This window comes from Myroides sp., assembly GCF_032073645.1.
GTDB lineage: Bacteria > Bacteroidota > Bacteroidia > Flavobacteriales > Flavobacteriaceae > Flavobacterium > Flavobacterium odoratimimum.
This window is the reverse complement of record NZ_DAMANB010000017.1, coordinates 65,538-82,135: the sequence shown is the minus strand read 5'-3', so window position 1 is coordinate 82,135 and position 16,598 is coordinate 65,538. Positions and strand designations below refer to the sequence as shown.

Sequence of the window (16,598 nt, the reverse complement as noted above, 5' to 3'; positions counted from 1 at the left end):
ATGTTCTGTAGAGGCACAATACATTGTATCTAACGTGTAGTGTGTATATCAGTAATGTTCTGTAGAGACGCAATACATTGCGTCTACCGTATAGTATGTCCATCAATATGATTTATAGGTTATTATAGAATTTGTCTTGTTTCCATGTAATAGGATTCATTATAATATAATTAGCAATCTTAATATAAGATTCTGCAGTTCGTATGATATGATCATGATATCTTGGTTGCCAGAAAAAAGGAATATTTAGTGTGTAAGCATCTTTCTTTACTCCTACTTTAAATCCTCTTATTATAGAGCCTAAACTACCAGAAGTAACTTTGCATTCCTTTTTTAATGTGCTGTTGTCATTAAATGTGTTACTGTTGTTAATATGTAAAATACCATGTATATGATTAGGCATTATGATAAAAGCATCAAGTATGACATAAGGATGATATGAAGGAATATTATTCCAACATTTTAATACGCTATGTCCTAATGGGCTCAAGATTATTTCTTCTTGTTGAATTGTACCAAAGTAATTGATTCTATCTTTTGTACATATTGTAATAAAGTAAGTACCATTATTACTATAATCCCACCATTGAGCCCTGTTAGTAGGACTTCTATATATTTTATTGTTTTGATTCATTGTTTTTGGTTTAAGTAATATCTACAAAAAGTATTCCTGTTTTTTTTAATGCATTTAAATACTGGGTGTTAGACGCAAAGTGTTGCGTCTCTACATGACCTTGATTGTGTGTATTATTCTGTTAGGCGCAAAGTATTGCGTCTCTCCTTATATCATTCGTGTAATTATCCCTCATTTCCTTTGCTATTTAAATAATGTATCGTAATATTGCGATGTATTAAATGGACAGATTATGGGAATTACAAAAGCAGAATTGTTTAGCGAGAAAAAGAATCGGTTAGCGAGTATGTTTAAAGTATTAGCGCATCCAGCTAGATTAGCTATTCTTCAATACATCATTAATCAGAAAGCCTGTATCTGTAATGACTTAGTAGAAGAATTAGGTCTTGCACAAGCAACTATATCTCAACATCTGAAAGAGTTAAAAAACAGTGGTCTTATTAAGGGAAGTATAGAAGGAAAGTCTGTCTGTTATTGTATAGATGATACGGTATGGAATGAATTTGCTCAAGAATTTGGATTATTCTTTGCGCAATCAATTCAAAATAACGAATGCTGCTAAGGCATTTTTTTAAACTAACGTATCGTAATATTGCGATGTATTAATGAGTATTAAAATTTAGAAATATGAAATTATCAGAAGTAAAACAAGTGTTAGCCACCATGCAAGACGTGGTATTTAAATTAGAAGATGGTAATAGTGTACCCTCGCATTTTCATATTACAGAAGTAGGTCAGATTGATAAAAACTTTATTGACTGTGGAGGTACTGTACGAAAAGAGCAGAAAGTGAGTTTCCAATTATGGTTAGCAGATGATTACGATCATCAACTGAAAGCTGAGAAGCTATTGCACATTATTAATTTGTCTGAGCGTTTATTACAGATCCAAGATGCTGAAGTAGAGGTAGAATACCAACAGGCTACTATAGGTAAATATAATCTTGGTTTTGATACAACTAATAAGCACTTTGTATTACAAAATACCTTGACAGCGTGTTTAGCAGAAGATGCATGTGGTATACCTGTATCTAAACCTAAAGTAGCTCTGTCTTCTTTAAAAGCAGAATCTTGTTGTTCACCTAGTAGCGATTGTTGTTCGGATGAGAAATAAAAGGATGAAATTTTTAGATCGCTACCTTACCCTTTGGATATTTTTGGCCATGATATTAGGTGTCGGCGTCGGTTATTTCTTTCCCCGCATTCAAGATCTTATGGCATCGGTGTCTATTGGGAGTACGAATATCCCTCTAGCGATAGGGTTGATTGTGATGATGTATCCTCCATTAGCTAAGGTGGATTATAACTTATTACCAAAAGTGTTTGAAGATAAAAAGGCATTGACTTCATCCTTACTACTGAATTGGGTGATTGGTCCTGTTCTTATGTTTGTGTTGGCTATTATTTTTTTGAGGGATCAGCCTGACTATATGATAGGAGTGATTCTAATCGGATTGGCTAGGTGTATAGCGATGGTTTTGGTTTGGAATGATTTGGCAAAAGGAAATAAAGAATATGCTGCTATGTTAGTAGCTCTGAATAGTGTGTTTCAAGTACTTTTTTACAGTGTATATGTATGGCTTTTTATCAATGTACTACCTGCCAAATTAGGTTTGGCTACTTATGATGTACATATAGAGATAAGTGATGTGATACAAAGTGTCTTGATCTACTTAGGAATTCCCTTTTTAGCAGGCTTCTTAAGCCGAAAATACTTGGTGAAATACAAAGGAGAGCAGTGGTATAATCACAGGTTTATTCCACGCATATCACCTTTTACCTTGTATGCTTTATTGTTTACGATACTGTTGATGTTCTCTTTTAAAGGACAGCAAGTAGTAGAATTACCGATGGAAGTGATACAAGTAGGTATTCCTTTAGTCATTTATTTTGTATTGATGTTTGCCATCAGTTTTTGGCTGAACTATCGTATGAAATTACCTTATGATCACAATGCTGCTATCGCTTTCACTGCTTCAGGAAACAACTTTGAATTAGCTATTGCCATTGCTATTGCAGTCTTTGGAATACATTCTCCCCAAGCTTTTGTTGGAGTAATCGGGCCTTTGGTAGAAGTACCTGTTTTAATTGCTCTTGTGAGATTAAGCTTGTATTGGCAAAAGAAATATTATCAAAAATAAATATAGATAGAGACGTAGTTCACCACAGAACTGCGTCTTTTTGTTACAGTATCTATTCGAGAAAACTACCTGTACTTTTTTTGTTTTCTCTCTTCTTTTTACTGTTTTTTAATGGTAAATAGCTTTTTTTACTCTTATTTTTTTAGTTAAAGCAGTTATTTTGACCTTTATACAACCAATATATTAAAAAAAGCTATCATTTTTTTGAATGATATTTTATTTTAAGTTGTTGATTGTTAGTGTTTTGTTTGTTTTTGACTGTTTTTTATACTTTACTCATACCTGCTTTAACCCTAGTAAATACGAGGCATACAGCAAAATCCTTTGACAATTCATGGACAATACCTAGAGAATGGTGGAGGAAAGCGATGGTTTGTCGAAGGATGCTCCTTTTATTATCCAGCTATTGTTCTAGGATTAGCTCTTGTGATTCTATTGAGGTGGAAGAGAATTGTATAGAGAAAAAGTTATTAAGATGTGTCAGGGTATTTTTAGGAGAATAGAATAATACTAGAACTATTGAATGTGTGCTTATAATGAACTATAGGTTTAATTATGTTATTCAGATTTTATAATTCTTTAGAATAAGCTATTTGTTTGATTAATAGTATAACTTTTTGATTATTAAGGGGTTGTTTTTATTATCTTGTAACTTATTAAACATACCTATACTATATTATGAAAAAAGCATATTTGCTAGTACTGATCTTCCTTACATCAATGTATTTGTTTGCTCAAGAAAATGCACCTTTAATCACGGGAAAAGTTAATATTTCTATTAAAGAGGGAACCTTTGAATGTGACTTGACTTTATCAGATATTCCGCAGTTAAAGAACTATTATATTCGTTTAAACTCAGGCATGAACCCTTTACACTTTAGAAGTAAGGAACCAAATGACTTTTTAATCTATGCAGATAAATCAGTTACAGATTCAACTTCAACAGGAGAAACATTAGCTTACTATTTTGCAGATAATACTAAGAGTGGCAAGTTTCTACCTAAATCTTTGCAGATAAGATATGTAGGTAAATTTCCTGTAGCTACTGATACTATTGAGAATTATAGTAGAGAGGATTGGAAAGGGAATATAGCTTTTAATAATTATTCTGTTAGAGCAGATGGGAATCAATCAGGTTGGTATCCTGTTTTATACGATATAGATAAGGATAAGGCTTATGATAGGGTAAAATATGATATTGAATTAACATGTAAGGACTGTACTACGCTTTATATCAATGGGAATATACCAGTGAAGAGCCAAACTCATCGATTTAAAAGTGATGTACCTCAAGAACTAGCTATTTTTAGTGGAGATTACAAATATTCAAAAGTTGATAATACCTATTTATTAAATCCAGATATTGAAGAAAGTCAAATAAAAGAATTCGGCCATTTGATAGAATCATTTAAAAAATATTATACTACTAATATCGGTATTCCATTTGAACAAGAAACAGTATTTATAAATACTACACCTACTTCTAAGAATAATTCTTGGATGTTTGTATCTTATCCTAGTATATATACTATTGGTTGGGGAAATAATGGATTGAAAAGTATTTTTAAGCCTAAGACACAGAATTGGTTTAGACCTTTTATAGCACATGAATTAGGACATTATTACTTTGGGACTTATAAGGTGTTTAATTCAGAGTTAGGAGATATGATGAGTGAAGGATTTGCAGAATATCTATCTTGGCAATTAACTAAGGATGTCTTAGGTAAGGATATTTATAAAGGGATAGTATCTAGAAAGATAGAGGCATTAGATAAGTTTAAAGAAGCTGTTATTCCGTTTGGTAAAATAAAGTCTCAAGAAGAGTATTTGGATAGAGAGTTATATGTGTATTACTATGCACCTTTGTTATTCGAGGCGATACGAAAAGAAATCGGAGATAAACAGATGTGGAGTTGGTTAAGAAATATTCTTATGACAAAAACTGATTTTACAAACTATGATTTTCTATGTTCTACGTTAAAGGAGACAATTAAGGATGATAAGAAGTTTGAAGAAATTAAAACAAAGTATTTTGAAGGGAAAAACTCTATAAATAATGCTGTTGATGTAATAAAAAAAGAGTTGTAATTCTAAAATTATACTAATGGTCTCTGTATATCCTTAAAATACACCATCTCAGTAGATGATTTGTAAATTGGAATTATTATTTTTAGCTTTCTTAAAATAGAAAGAGTAAACTAATCATGGACACAAATACTAACTATATAGAGATCAATAAAAAAACTTGGAATGAGAAGGTGGCTTTGCACGTAGATTCTGAGTTCTATAATATGAAAGATTTTTTGGCAGGGGAGACTTCTCTAAATGAGATAGAGTTAAACTTGTTAGGAGATGTTAGAGGGAAAAAGGTTCTTCATTTACAATGTCACTTTGGACAAGATACGCTTTCGTTAGCTAGAATGGGGGCAGATGTAACAGGTGTAGATCTGTCTGATAAAGCTGTAGAAAAAGGGAGTGAACTAGCTCAGCAGTTAGGACTAGATGTTCGTTTTATTTGCAGTGATGTGTATCAACTGCCAGAGGTGTTAGAAGAGCAGTTTGATATCGTATATACCAGTTATGGAGTGATAGGTTGGTTACCTGATATGAATAAATGGGCTGAAGTAGTATCTAAGTTTGTCAAGCCAGGAGGTAAATTTGTATTCGTAGAGTTTCATCCTTTCATTTGGATGTATGACTACGATTTTACTAAGATTGAGTACTCTTATTTTAATATAGAGCCTATTGTAGAGACAGAGACAGGTACCTACGCAGATAAGACTGCTGATGCAGAGTTTGGTAGTGTAAGTTGGAATCACAGTATTGCTGATGTTGTGCAGGGATTGGTTAATAATCAATTGCAAATAAAGGCCTTCGAAGAACATAATTATTCTCCTTATCCTTGTTTTAATCAGGTGGTAGAGATAGCACCTAAGAAGTATCAAATCAAACCTTTTGGAGATAAAGTTCCTTTAGTATATGCTATCGTAGCAGGAAAGTAAGCATGACACGGATTATATATATGAGATAACAGAGTATAATCCGTGCCTATAGTTGAGTCTATATATAGCGTATATTATAGTATAGAGTGAATAGAATATGAGGTGTATATCTATATCCATAGTGAGGTGGTAATGCGTTTGTTTTTTGGGGATTAGGATATTTTGAGTAAATTTGCCTTACTACATTAAGGTTGTCTTCTATCTTAATGACTTCATTTTTAGAAAAGTGTGTAGGTACTACTACAGTGATTGCTTTTCGTTTTTCCTAAGAATACAAGTATCAGTAACAACAGTTTTGCTCTTGTTGAGCTTATCAATAAGAGTGAGTAATACCATATTTTATACATGAACATACCACCATTCTATATATTTACAGGAGGGCCAGGTAGCGGAAAAACGACGTTACTTCATGCCTTAAAAGCTCAAGGATATACCGTAATGCCTGAAGTGGGGAGGGCTATTATCCAGCGCGAACAAGCATTGGGTAGCGATGTACTGCCTTGGGAGAATAAACAATTATTTTATGAAGCGATGTTGTCTCAGTCTGTTTATGATTACGAACATTGTATAACGGATGAGGTTATATTATGGGACAGAGGGATACTCGATAGTATAGGCTATGCCGTATTAGAAGGATTAGATATAAGTGAGGCACAGCATAATATCGCCTCCAGTCTTCCCTATATGCCAACTGTCTTTATCTTACCTCCATGGGAAGAAATCTATACGCAAGACAAAGAGCGCAAACAGGATATGGAGGTAGCTAGGGCAACTTATGAGACAATGAAAACAACGTATCAACGATATGGTTACACTCTAATAGAGGTGCCTAAAGGGACAGTAGATGAACGCGTAACCTTCGTAATGAATCAATTAAAGAAAGAAGAAAATGAAAGAAATAATAGAGACTGATAGAGTAATAATTCGCCCTTTAGAAGAAGGAGATGTAGAGGGGATATTGGCTTTAGACGGAGATATCCGAGTGTTAGAGTTCTTAGGTAAGAAACCGATAGGGAGTAAAGAAGAGGCGCTCGGCGTAATCAGATTTATTCGTCAGCAATACGAAGACTTCGGTATCGGAAGATGGGCTGTAATAGAGAAAGAAACGAATACTTTTATCGGGTGGACAGGCTTTAAGTATTTAAAAGACGGTCCTAGTGGAGTCGCAGAATACTTAGATTTAGGATACCGCTTTATCTACGAGGCATGGGGTAAGGGATATGCTACTGAGACTGCGAAAGCATGCTTAGTATATGCAGACAAACATTTGACAACGTTACCGATACATGCTAGTTCTGAAGTAGGTAATGATGGCTCTAGACATGTGTTAGAAAAAGTAGGTTTTAAAGTAGTCGATACATTTTTAGATGAAGGTGTGCCAAATTTTTGGTATATTAGACTTAAGAAATAAAAAGGCTATAACGAAGGAACGCTATGAATATGTTAATTAGATTATTCGAGCAATACGGGTATTTATCACCAATGTGTAAAGAGGCTTTGGAGAAAAATACTCAGATATTTTATAAGAGAAAAGGGGAGTACTTACTAAAAAAAGGACAACTGTCAGGTAGTCTTTATGTTTTAGAAGAAGGCTTTGTGCGTGGATTCTATATGCATAATGATCAAGAAATAGATGTATGGTTTGCTTTTGAACAAACCATCATGGGGTCTACTTATCAGATGTATAAGAGCAAAGCTTCTCTTGAGTTTATACAATGTATGGAAGACTGTGTGGTACATGCGATTCCAAACCAAGTTATATTTCGTTTTTTTAAAGAATATCCTGAGTTAAACTTGATTTTAAGACGCTCTACAGAAGACTATTGTTTACAGTTAGAAGATAGAGCTTTTCAACTACAGACCATGTCTGCTACAGAGCGATACCACAGATTATTAAAAGATCTAGGGAGTGATGTGAATAGAATCCCTTTAGGAAATATCGCATCTTATCTAGGGATCTCCCAAGAAACACTGAGTAGAATCAGAAGAATTTGACATATATCAAAAAAATAGCCCTCTGTTGAGGGCTATTTTTGTGGCGTAAATAAATGATATATGAAGAATTTTATCTTTTTAGCAGTAGCTATTGTGTGTGAAGTAATAGGTACAAGTGCTTTAAAAGCATCAGAACAATTTTCTAAATTAGGAGCTAGTGTATTGACTGTATTGATGTATGCGGCTGCATTTTATTGTTTAAGTCAGACTCTTCGCACTATTCCCGTAGGGATAGCGTATGCGATATGGTCAGGAGTAGGTATCGTTTTAGTAACTTTGATAGCGATAGTACTGTATAACCAAAAACCAGATGTTCCTGCTGTATTAGGGCTGGGATTGATTATAGCGGGGGTAGTTGTAATCAATGTGTTCTCTAAGATGAGTGCGCATTAAATAATAAATAGAAGAATGAGTGATATTAATTTTAAAGAGCTGAGTTATCTAAGAGAAGGAAATAAGGTACAACAGCGAATAGCTGAGGTACTAGAACAAGGATTAGTAATGGATAAGTTACGTAAGTTTGATCTAGTATTAATCGGTACTTTTCCGATAGATATTGCCGTTGAAGGGAGTGATTTAGATATTGCTTGTTGTTATCAGAATAAAGAGGAGTTTATACAAACCGTACAACTTTTGTTTATAGAAGACTATACTTTGACAGAAGTAGAGATAGGAGGTCTACCTACTGTAGTAGTCAACTTTACGTTAGAAGAATTTCCTGTAGAGTTATTCGCTCAACCTAGACCTGTAGAAGAACAAAATGGTTATCGACATATGCTCATTGAATATGCCATCTTAAAGGAGAAAGGTGATAGCTTCAAGCAAGAAGTAATAAAGCTGAAAAAAGCAGGGATAAAAACAGAGCCTGCTTTTGCCCAGTTATTAGGGTTAACTGGCAATCCTTATGATAGCTTATTACTTTATGGTAATAAGGAGTTAGATAGATATGAATAAAGGAATTGTGGGGTTGATGTATTAGTATATAGTACCTTTTTAAACATAAAATTACCCACTATAGGTACTAACACTTATAGTGGGTAATCGTTAACAAACATCTCATGTAAACATCTTAGACAACTAATAATAAAGATGTTCTAGTAACTAAACAATACTTGAGAAAGTAATAAGAATGTGTTAGAAAGCGTATTGTTTAGAGAAGTCTTTACCATCTCCTGATAAAGTTAGTTCTTCATTAACCAATACTTTTCCTCCTTTTTCTATTTTATAGTTGATTGGTAAACTCTCTCCATAGTTAATAATTTGTACACTATTAGCAAAAGCGTTGATAGGCTCAGTAGTTTCGATTACATACGTTTTAGTACCAGCACCGAAGTCGTTCTTCGCTAGACTAATAGCAGACTCACCTGTTCTAACTTTACCGTTTACTTTCCATACATCTGTCTTTCCGCTAAGTGTTCCTCCAGCATAAGTTAGAGAAACGAAATCATTCTCACCAACATTAGTTAAGGATACTGTGACTTTGTAAGTATTCTTTTCTAAAGCTGGGCTGTCAGTGCTATTATCATCACTACTACAAGCTGTAGTAGCTAAGCCTAATGTTAAAACGGCTAATACACTTAAAAAAGCAGTTCTTAATTTTGAGTTTTTCATGTTTTTTGTTTTGTTTTATATGTGAGTTACAAATATCAGTAGATTGGCTTTTTATGACAATCACAGAATACCATGAATCTGTTTCTAATGGTTTACCATTAATTTTAGAATAGTAAATGATGAATGTGTTTTTATTGTGATATTTGTACTTTAATACATGATTCTATGTTGAAAAAACTTTATCTACTTGTTTCCTTTACTTTATTCATTTCTTTTAGTTATGGTCAGCAGCTATTACCTTTAGATGAAGAAGGTTACTTCAGAGAAATAAATGAACAAATCAAGACTAGTAAGAGTGAAAAAAATCGTTTAGAGCATTATTTGCTTTTAGCAGAGTTTTATGCTCCTACAGATAGTGTGAAAAGTAAGGAAGCGCTGACTAAGGTATTGTCTTCGCCTCATAAGCATTTGTTATCTAAAGGCGTGATAGCGTATTATCAAGGGATTTATGAGACTAATCAAGGGAGTAAAAGCAAAGCGAAACAATATTATGAAGAGGCGATTAAAGAGCTGAAGGAGGATAAGGAAAATGTAGATGTTTTAATTCGAAGTTGGTATAACTACGCATATGTGCAAGTAGAGGATATGGGGTATGAAGTCTTATTAAAAATACTGACAGAGAAGTGTATTCCATTAAGTGAAAAGGCAGGAAATAAGTTATATCTAGCTTATGCTAATACGCAAGTAGGGTTGACCTTTATGTCAGTGGGACAATTTGATAAAGCAGAAGAGTACCACTTTAAAGCTTTAGAGGTATTAAAAGAATTGCCTGAAGAGGAAACTATTCACTTGATTACTTATTTTAATTTAGTGAGTAATTATTGTTATCAAGCTAATAGCACTGCAGCTAAGATCTATTTAGATAAAGCGACTCAACTGTTAGAACACTACCCTAATTCGAGACAGTATCCCAATTATTATTATCAATTAGCAATGTATCACACCACTAGACAGGAATATAAACCTGCTCTAGTGAGTTTAAATAAAGGAATAGAACTCTCTAAGCAAATGAAGCAACCTAAGCTTACTCAAATGCTTTATTTCCGCGTTTATAATGTGTATTTGATGCAGAGTGATTACGAGGGAGCTAAACTTATCTTAGAGCAGATCTTAAAGGATAATATCTTGAGTAAAGAAGCTGTTAATCGCAAAATAACTTTTACACAGTTAGCAGCCGTTAATGAGGTGTTAGGCGATTATAAAGAAGCTTATCAATGGATGAAAAAATCAAGTGTATTAGGAGATAGCCTCCAACAACAAAAGCTGTTGGAAAAGATGAACGAATTAGAGATTATACACGATACTCATGATAAGGAGCAGACAATTAATCAATTAATACAAGAGAAAAAGGAAGATGCTTTGATGGCTAAAAATAGAAATATGCGTATGCTGTTTTTAGCAATAGGCCTAGTACTAAGTGTAATCATAGCTATATTAGCTTTTAGAAATTATAAAAATCAACAAAAGCTAAATCAACAGATCAACATAAGCCATCAACAAGAATTGATATACTTAGAGAATAAGCGAAAATATGAAGCTTCTCAGGCTGTATTAAAAGGGGAGGAACAAGAAAGACAACGCATTGCTCAAGATCTGCACGACAGCATGGGAGGAATGTTAGCGAATATAAGGATGTCTATTTCTTCTACAGAGACGAGTGAGTCTAGTGGGCTATTAGCTAAAATAGATAAGTCTATCATAGAAATGAGGAGGATATCTAGAAACCTAATGCCTGAGACACTAAAGAATTTAGGATTAGAAATTGCTCTAAAAGAATTGTGTGAATCTATGACGTATGAAAAAATGAGTATTCAGTTCGAAGCATTTACTATAAGTACGACTATTCCTTTTCAGACACAATTAGCTTTGTATCGCATAGCACAGGAAGGATTGAGTAATATAATTAAATATGCTCAAGCAGATAATGTGATTGTACAGATTAGTCAAAATGAAGACTTGTTGACTCTGACAATAGAGGATGATGGAGTAGGATTTGACACTACTAAGGTGGTATGTGGATTAGGGATTAAAAATATGGAAAGCAGAGTACAGTTAATTAATGGAGCATTAAGTATAGACTCTCAAAAAGGACAAGGAACAACGATAAATGTAGAATGTAATGTGTAATAAGGATATAATCACGTTAGCGATAGTAGATGATCATCCAATGATATTAGAAGGCTTAAAATCATTGTTTCAAGTAGATGAGAGGTACCAATTATTCTTCTTCAGTAGTGGAGAGGCAATAGTAGATTTTGTACAGAAGAATAAAGTAGATGTGGTATTATTAGATATAGTACTCAACGATGGTAGTGGATTAGATTTCTGTAAGATGATTAAACAGAAATCCCCTAGTATTGTTGTGATAGGGATAAGTAATCAGGAAGAGAGAAGTATTATCTTTCAATTTTTAGAGAATGGGGGTAATGGATATATTCTGAAGAATGCTGACGCTAAAGAAATAGTCGAATGTGTAGAAAGAGCTATTAATGGAGAGTTAGCATTGAGTAAGAAAGTACAAGAGATTATGTTGACTCAATTATCTAATCCTGTAGAGTTGCCACGACTGACTAAAAGAGAGCAGCAGGTGCTACAAGCTGTATCTAATGGATTGACTTCTGCAGAAATAGCAGATAAACTGTTCATATCAGTAATTACAGTGGAGACTCATAGGCGAAATCTGTTACAGAAATTTAAAGCAAAGAATATGTTTGAACTTGTAAAAATAGCTACGGAGAATAAGTTAATCTGATTTATTCTCCGTAGCAGTTGTTTATTGAGTTAGTTAAGTTTGCTATTTTATAAGCCTATTTTTCCTTCTATCCAGAAAGGCTGCGTAATGATATTGTTAGAAGAGACTCCTTTTGCTCGTAGTGCCTTTCTAAACTTCTGAATACTCTTTCCATTACCCATTAGGTAGAATTGACCATGAACTAGTTTATTCCAACGGTAAGTATCTATAGATTCTAAATAATCTACTGCAGGGTATACTTCTTTATCATCTGATTTTTCAATATACTCCATATGAGGTAGATGGTCATTGGCATAAGGGATAGAATGATCACTTAACTCAAGTAGACCTTCTAGTTTATGGTTATTCTTTTTCATTTCTTCTTGTAATGCCTGACAGAAGCCAATACAAGTATCGTCTCCATAGAAGAAGTGATAATAGGTGTTCTCATCATAGATATTTAGACCTCTAGGTAAACTAGAAGTGAGTTCAGTACCTACTGTTATATTCTTGAAAAAAGTAGTGCCAGGACCTTTCGCTTTTTGATGAAATATTACATCAAAGTACCCTTCTTCTTTATTAAAAATGCTAGGAGTGTAATTGCGATATTCTGTATCTGATATTTGCATTAATATGGCTTGTCCTATTTCGTATTTAGCATTAGAAAGGTCAGCTTCAAAGCGTATTCTCAATAAGCCATTAGCTAGCTGTTCTTTTTGTGTAACTACTACAGTAACAAACATCTTACTCCATGCAGTCTTTACTATTGTACCTATTAGTTTTGGAATCTTTGGCATTTTCTTCTCTTTTAGTTTTAAGCAAAATTCATTAAAAAGAAGGAATAGGATGTAAAACTAAAATAGGAGAAGATTGGATAAAAAAGGGGAAAGTGTAGAATAAGGAATTAGCAATGGGGAATTAGGAGTTATGTACATCTCTAAATTTAGTTGACTGCTTCCTGTTTTCTATTCTCTTTTTTCTTATAAAAAAGAGCTTAATTCACAGTATAGAATTAAGCTCTTACAGTATCTCTAAATTGTAGAGGAGTCTGATAGGTTAGTTTTTTAAACATACGAGAAAAATACGTATGGTCTTCAAAGCCTAGGTTAAAGGCAATTTCTTTAACAGGTTTGTTGGTGTAATACAGTAAGCGTTTCGCTTCATCTAGTATTGATTTCTTTAACCAATAACTAACTGTTTGTCCTGTGGTTTTCTTTACACAGTCATTTAGATGTGCTGTTGTAATACTTAATTCATTAGCAAAATAAGAAGGTAGATTCAGATGTGTCTGGTGTGTGATCAGGCGTTTAAAGTTGCTTGTAATCACTGTTGGTTGTGACTGAGCTCCTAACTCTTTGTTTTGTAAGTTATGCGTTGTTTGAGAACAAATGCTATATAGTGCAGTTGAGAATAGCCCATTAATGATCTGCATCTTATGTTGGCTATTGGTAGCAGTGTGCTTCTTCATTAATTCAAAAGTAGTAGCAAGCATTTGCATCTCTTCTTCTTTTATGTTTAGAAGTTGTTGGCTCTCTGGTAGAGTGTATAGCAAGTCATTGATGTCATTAGGTATCCTATACTCTTGTATGCCTAAAAGATAACCCGTGAAGTCATCGCTAATGTGTCTAACGTTGTGTATTTGGTAAGGTTTGACAATAAGTATGTTATTGCGTAAGGCAGTGAATGTCTCCATTTCACAGTCCATTCTCATCTCTCCATTAGTTACAATAGAAATTACATAGTAATCATCTCTATGTGTGTGGTTAATGATAGACTTTTTTTGTTCTATATGTGCATGATCCTTTATATAAATACCTCCTAATGCTTTAGGAGACTGGCTATAAGTGATAATATCATTAGTATGAGTCATTATATTGTTATTTAATAGACTACAAATATACTGTAATTATTTAGAATTTATTTAAATAGAGAATAAATACTTTCGTAAAGGGGTGTGAAATAAGGCAATATGTATAAGTTATGATATACAAAAAGGGCATAAACTGTCAAAAGTTTATGCCCTTTAATATTATGAAATACTATTAATTAGCAGCATTTACGATAGCGACAAAGTCATCAGCTACAAGAGCAGCTCCACCGATAAGACCACCATCTACATCAGGTTTAGAGAAGATTTCTTGAGCATTACTAGGTTTAACACTTCCTCCATAAAGAATAGAAGTATTCTCAGCAACAGATTTATCATACTTTCTATCAATTTCTTGACGGATAAAAGCATGTATTTCTTGTGCTTGCTCTGGAGTAGCTGTCATTCCTGTACCAATAGCCCAAACAGGCTCATAAGCAATAACGATATTGCTCCATTGCTCTTTAGTAAGGTGGAATAACCCATCTCTTAATTGATTAAAGATAACGTTTAAGAACTGTTTATTCTCTCTATCTTTTAGCTCTTCTCCTATACAGTAGATAACACGCATATTATGACGTAATGCAGTATTTACTTTATCAGCTAATACAGCATCAGTTTCATTAAAGTAATGTCTTCTTTCAGAGTGTCCAATGATCACAGTCTCTACACCAATGCTAGTAAGCATTTGAGCAGATATTTCACCTGTGAATGCTCCACCTTCAGCTTGATGCATATTTTGTGCAGCTACTTGTACATTAGTTCCTTCTAAATGTGCTACAGCACTAGCAAGGTTTACAAAAGTAGGAGCTACAATTACTTCAACTTCTTTCCCTGAAGGTAATTTTTCAATTAACTCGTCTAATAGAGTATGCGTTTCAGAATATGTTTTATGCATCTTCCAGTTACCAGCAACGATTGAATGTCTCATATTATTGAATTTTTTTAAGTAAGTCTTTTATTTGATCGAAGTTCTTTTCAGTAGCATTGTATAGTGCTATTTTTCCTTCTTTATCTACTACGATATAACGAGGAATCCAGTTTAAATCTAGTGATTTACCAAAGTCTCCTTTCATTCCTTTTCCTTCTTTAGAGTAGTAGTGAAGTCCTTCAATACCATATTTTTCAATTGCTTCTTTCCAAGATTCTTCTGTTTTATCAAGAGAAAGATTAACGAATGCTACATTCGTAAACTCTGCTTTAATCTCTTTCATCGTAGGAACCGCTTTGATACAATCAGGACACCAAGCAGCCCATACATCTATAAGGATAGCCTTTCCTTTTTGTTGATCAAGGATTTGTTGAAGTGTAATTGACTTCCCATCTAATTCAGCAAAGTCTTGTTCTAATGCTCTAGAAGCAAATGCAGTTGTATCTTTTACTTGTTCTACTTCTGGAGTTGCAGAAGTCTCCTCTTGTAATGTAGTTGAGATCTCTTCTGTAGTTGTTTCTGCTTTTTCTTTACAAGAAGTAAATACTGCAGCAGCTAGTGCTAATGTTATGAATATTTTTTTCATTGATTCTATTTCTGTTTTATTGTTTAATTTAACTTGATTCTAGGGTCTAAATAAGCATATATCAAATCTACTAAAATAGTAATGATTACGAAAGAAGAAGAGATAATAAGTACTGCCCCCATAATGACAGGTAAGTCTAGTGTATTCAGTGCATCTACTATTTCTTTACCTAAGCCATTCCACCCGAAGATATATTCTACGAAAACAGCTCCTGCAAGCATAGAAGCAAACCATCCTGATAATGCTGTAACTACAGGATTCAGGGAGTTCTTTAAAGCGTGTTTATAGATAATCTGCGTAGTACTTAGTCCTTTAGCTTTGGCTGTGCGTATATAATCTTGATTAAGTACTTCTAATAGTGTGTTTCTCATTAACTGAATTACTACAGCTAATGGTCTTATTCCAAGTACTATCGAAGGTAATATAGCATTCTTTAGCACTAAATGTCTTCCTTCTCCGAAATCATCAACCTCATAGAGACTTCCTGTCATCGGTAGTCCAGTGTAACTATGCAGTAAGTACCCGAATATCCAAGCAAATAAAATAGCACTGAAGAACGAAGGAATACTCATCCCAAAAGTACTTATAATAGCTATTGTTTTGTCTAGCCATGTGTTTTTAAATAGAGCTGAAACAACACCTAGTAGTACACCAATACCAAGCGCAATACTAATAGCTAATGTTGCTAATAGAATAGTGTTTGGCAAGGTTTCTCCTAATATGGTACTTACTTTCTTACCACTTTTTTGGAAGCTTTCTCTTAAGTATGGTGTCTTCAGCATCAAGTTGTATTGTCTTGTGCTAAATAGGACTGTTCCATTGTATTTCTGATCTGTATTAAAACTGTAGTCTCCTTCTGTTTTACTATGTACAGAGATAGGAGATAAGTCATTTAAGTAAAGCAGATATTGCTTTCCTTTAGGTTGATCAAAACCATACTTTTTTTTGATAGCTAATAGTTGTTCTGAGTTTTCATTTTGGTCAAGCATCATCCTAGCCGGATCTCCAGGAAGAATATTAAATAGAAAGAAGACAACAGTAACTACACCAAACAAGGTGAAGAATGCGTATAATAGTTTCTTTAAAAAATAACTTAACAAG

Annotated in this window: 19 protein-coding genes; 12 read left to right on the top strand and 7 right to left on the bottom strand. The window is 33.7% G+C overall.

Annotation, left to right across the window (positions count from 1 at the left end):
* Positions 1 to 112 precede the first annotated feature (112 nt).
* A complete protein-coding gene (locus RT228_RS12965) occupies positions 113 to 634 on the bottom strand; it encodes a transposase (RefSeq protein ID WP_006264246.1) in 522 nt (173 codons plus the stop codon).
* Positions 635 to 866: 232 nt separating this feature from the next.
* On the opposite strand from RT228_RS12965, the gene RT228_RS12960 reads away from it, so the two are divergent.
* From RT228_RS12960 to RT228_RS12915, 10 genes are all read left to right on the top strand, one after another.
* On the top strand, positions 867 to 1,196 hold the full coding sequence (locus RT228_RS12960) for an ArsR/SmtB family transcription factor (RefSeq protein ID WP_006258572.1): 330 nt from the start codon (positions 867 to 869) through the stop codon (positions 1,194 to 1,196).
* 65 nt (positions 1,197 to 1,261) lie between these two features.
* Positions 1,262 to 1,747 (top strand): DUF6428 family protein, encoded by a 486-nt coding sequence (locus tag RT228_RS12955; RefSeq protein WP_006258571.1) that lies wholly within the window; start codon positions 1,262 to 1,264, stop codon positions 1,745 to 1,747.
* 4 nt (positions 1,748 to 1,751) lie between these two features.
* Positions 1,752 to 2,774 (top strand): ACR3 family arsenite efflux transporter, encoded by a 1,023-nt coding sequence (arsB, locus tag RT228_RS12950; RefSeq protein ID WP_006258570.1) that lies wholly within the window; start codon positions 1,752 to 1,754, stop codon positions 2,772 to 2,774.
* Between the two features lie 678 nt (positions 2,775 to 3,452).
* Entirely contained in the window at positions 3,453 to 4,862 is a 1,410-nt protein-coding gene (locus RT228_RS12945) for a hypothetical protein (RefSeq protein ID WP_039851801.1), read from the top strand.
* 116 nt (positions 4,863 to 4,978) lie between these two features.
* Positions 4,979 to 5,776, top strand: a complete 798-nt coding sequence (locus RT228_RS12940; protein ID WP_006258568.1) for a class I SAM-dependent methyltransferase — start codon at positions 4,979 to 4,981, stop codon at positions 5,774 to 5,776.
* Positions 5,777 to 6,121: 345 nt separating this feature from the next.
* Positions 6,122 to 6,688 (top strand): AAA family ATPase, encoded by a 567-nt coding sequence (locus RT228_RS12935; protein ID WP_006258567.1) that lies wholly within the window; start codon positions 6,122 to 6,124, stop codon positions 6,686 to 6,688.
* Positions 6,666 to 7,187 carry a GNAT family N-acetyltransferase gene (locus RT228_RS12930; RefSeq protein WP_006258566.1) on the top strand — a complete coding sequence of 174 codons (522 nt, stop codon included), beginning with the start codon at positions 6,666 to 6,668 and terminating at the stop codon, positions 7,185 to 7,187. The genes RT228_RS12935 and RT228_RS12930 overlap by 23 nt, the downstream gene beginning before the upstream one ends.
* A 23-nt stretch (positions 7,188 to 7,210) precedes the next feature.
* Positions 7,211 to 7,771: a Crp/Fnr family transcriptional regulator gene (locus RT228_RS12925; RefSeq protein ID WP_006258565.1), complete on the top strand. Its 561-nt coding sequence runs from the start codon at positions 7,211 to 7,213 to the stop codon at positions 7,769 to 7,771.
* Positions 7,772 to 7,831: 60 nt separating this feature from the next.
* Positions 7,832 to 8,164 (top strand): DMT family transporter, encoded by a 333-nt coding sequence (locus tag RT228_RS12920; RefSeq protein WP_006258563.1) that lies wholly within the window; start codon positions 7,832 to 7,834, stop codon positions 8,162 to 8,164.
* A gap of 15 nt (positions 8,165 to 8,179) precedes the next feature.
* On the top strand, positions 8,180 to 8,725 hold the full coding sequence (locus RT228_RS12915) for a DUF4269 domain-containing protein (RefSeq protein WP_006258561.1): 546 nt from the start codon (positions 8,180 to 8,182) through the stop codon (positions 8,723 to 8,725).
* A gap of 180 nt (positions 8,726 to 8,905) precedes the next feature.
* Here the strand turns inward: RT228_RS12915 and RT228_RS12910 are convergent, their stop codons facing one another.
* Positions 8,906 to 9,382, bottom strand: coding sequence for a hypothetical protein (locus tag RT228_RS12910; RefSeq protein ID WP_006258559.1), 477 nt, complete (start codon positions 9,380 to 9,382; stop codon positions 8,906 to 8,908).
* A gap of 165 nt (positions 9,383 to 9,547) precedes the next feature.
* Between RT228_RS12910 and RT228_RS12905 the strand changes: the two genes are divergently transcribed.
* Together RT228_RS12905 and RT228_RS12900 are read left to right on the top strand one after the other, a co-directional pair.
* Positions 9,548 to 11,509, top strand: coding sequence for a sensor histidine kinase (locus RT228_RS12905; protein ID WP_006258558.1), 1,962 nt, complete (start codon positions 9,548 to 9,550; stop codon positions 11,507 to 11,509).
* Positions 11,502 to 12,134 carry a response regulator gene (locus tag RT228_RS12900; RefSeq protein ID WP_006258557.1) on the top strand — a complete coding sequence of 211 codons (633 nt, stop codon included), beginning with the start codon at positions 11,502 to 11,504 and terminating at the stop codon, positions 12,132 to 12,134. The genes RT228_RS12905 and RT228_RS12900 overlap by 8 nt, the downstream gene beginning before the upstream one ends.
* A gap of 47 nt (positions 12,135 to 12,181) precedes the next feature.
* Here the strand turns inward: RT228_RS12900 and RT228_RS12895 are convergent, their stop codons facing one another.
* From RT228_RS12895 to RT228_RS12875, 5 genes are all read right to left on the bottom strand, one after another.
* Positions 12,182 to 12,910, bottom strand: a complete 729-nt coding sequence (locus tag RT228_RS12895) for an FAD-binding oxidoreductase (RefSeq protein ID WP_006258556.1) — start codon at positions 12,908 to 12,910, stop codon at positions 12,182 to 12,184.
* A gap of 215 nt (positions 12,911 to 13,125) precedes the next feature.
* A complete protein-coding gene (locus tag RT228_RS12890; protein ID WP_006258555.1) occupies positions 13,126 to 13,983 on the bottom strand; it encodes an AraC family transcriptional regulator in 858 nt (285 codons plus the stop codon).
* A 172-nt stretch (positions 13,984 to 14,155) separates the two neighbouring features.
* Complete coding sequence (gene tpiA, locus RT228_RS12885; RefSeq protein ID WP_006258553.1) at positions 14,156 to 14,911, bottom strand: triose-phosphate isomerase; 756 nt, start codon at positions 14,909 to 14,911, stop codon at positions 14,156 to 14,158.
* Position 14,912: 1 nt separating this feature from the next.
* Positions 14,913 to 15,497 (bottom strand): TlpA family protein disulfide reductase, encoded by a 585-nt coding sequence (locus tag RT228_RS12880; protein ID WP_006258552.1) that lies wholly within the window; start codon positions 15,495 to 15,497, stop codon positions 14,913 to 14,915.
* 23 nt (positions 15,498 to 15,520) lie between these two features.
* A complete protein-coding gene (locus tag RT228_RS12875; RefSeq protein ID WP_006258551.1) occupies positions 15,521 to 16,597 on the bottom strand; it encodes an ABC transporter permease in 1,077 nt (358 codons plus the stop codon).
* Position 16,598 lies beyond the last annotated feature (1 nt).